At 75.1% G+C, this 1,347-nt stretch carries 2 protein-coding genes; one reads left to right on the top strand and one right to left on the bottom strand.

Annotated elements, in window-relative coordinates; all coding sequences use genetic code 11:
• The coding region (locus tag N869_RS15100; protein WP_035063026.1) for a S1C family serine protease at positions 1 to 507 on the top strand (507 nt) is incomplete at its 5' end.
• Here the strand turns inward: N869_RS15100 and N869_RS15105 are convergent.
• Positions 498 to 1,347: isochorismate synthase (locus N869_RS15105; RefSeq protein WP_035063027.1), on the bottom strand; the 850-nt coding region annotated here is incomplete at its 5' end. The genes N869_RS15100 and N869_RS15105 overlap by 10 nt on opposite strands.

A 1,347-nucleotide genomic window follows, 5' to 3' on the forward strand; every position in this document is an offset into this window, starting at 1 on the left:
GTGGTCACCAACGCGATCCAGGTCGACGCCGCGATCAACCCGGGCAACAGCGGCGGACCCCTGTTCGACTCCCAGGGTCGGGTCGTGGGCGTCACGTCGTCCATCGCGGCGCTCGCGGGTGGTCAGAGCGGGTCCATCGGCCTGGGGTTCGCGATCCCGGTCAACCTCGCCGGCAGGGTCGCCCAGGAGCTGGTGGAGACCGGGACCGTCGCACACGCGTTCCTCGGGGTGCAGCTCGCCGACGGCACCGCCGAGGTGGACGGGGCCACGCGCCGTGGGGCGCTGGTGCGCGGGGTCACGCCCGGCTCGCCCGCCGACGAGGCGGGTGTGCGCGAGGGTGACGTCGTGGTCGCGCTCGGGTCGGACCGGGTGGCGGGGGCCGAGTCCCTGACCGCCCACGTCCGTGAACGCACCGCGGGCCAGCGGGAGACCGTGACGGTCGTCCGTGACGGGCGCGCCACGGACCTGCAGGTGGTGCTGGCGGTGCGAGAGGTCCGTCAGTCCTGAGCGTCGTGCAGCGCGTGGCGCATCGGTTCGAGCTTGGCCTCGGACTCGGCGAGCTCGGCGGCCGGGTCCGAGGCGGCGACCACCCCGCAACCGGCGAACAACCGCACCGTCCGGGGATCCTCACCGAGCTCGGCCGAGCGCAGGGCGATGCCCCACTCCCCGTCCCCGTCGGCGCCCATCCAGCCCACCGGGCCTGCGTAGCGGGCACGGTCCATGCCCTCGAGCCCGGCGATCAGGTCGCACGCAGCGTCGGTGGGTGTGCCGGCGACGGCGGCGGTGGGGTGCAGGGCTGCCGCGAGGTGCAGGCTGGAGGGGTGGGGGCGGTCCTGGAGCACCCCGGTGACGTCCGTGGCCAGGTGCAGCACGTTGGGCAGGTGCAGCACGAACGGGGTCTCGGGCACGTTGGTGGACGAGCAGAACGGTTCCAGTGCCCGGGTGAGGGAGTCCACGGCGTACTCGTGCTCCTCCAGGTCCTTGGAGGAGTGGGCCAGGATCGCGGCGCGGGCCAGGTCGGCCTCGTCGTCCCCGGTGCGGCGGATCGTCCCGGCGAGCACCCGCGAGGTGACCAGACCCCGTTCGCTGCGCAGCAGCAGCTCGGGGGTGGCGCCCACCAGGCCGTCGACGGCGAACGTCCAGCACGAGGCGTAGCCCTCGCCCAGGCGGCGCAGCAGCCAGCGCTGGTCCACGGGCGCGGTCGTCCGGGCGACGACGTCGCGCGCGAGCACCACCTTGTCGAGCCCTCCGGCGCGGATGTGCTGCACCGCCCGGCCCACGGCGTCCTTCCACCGGTCGGCGGCCAGGGCCCCGTCCCGGTAGCTGACGTGGCCGGGGCCGGCGGGC

The organism is Cellulomonas bogoriensis 69B4 = DSM 16987 (assembly GCF_000767165.1).
Classification (GTDB): domain Bacteria; phylum Actinomycetota; class Actinomycetes; order Actinomycetales; family Cellulomonadaceae; genus Actinotalea; species Actinotalea bogoriensis.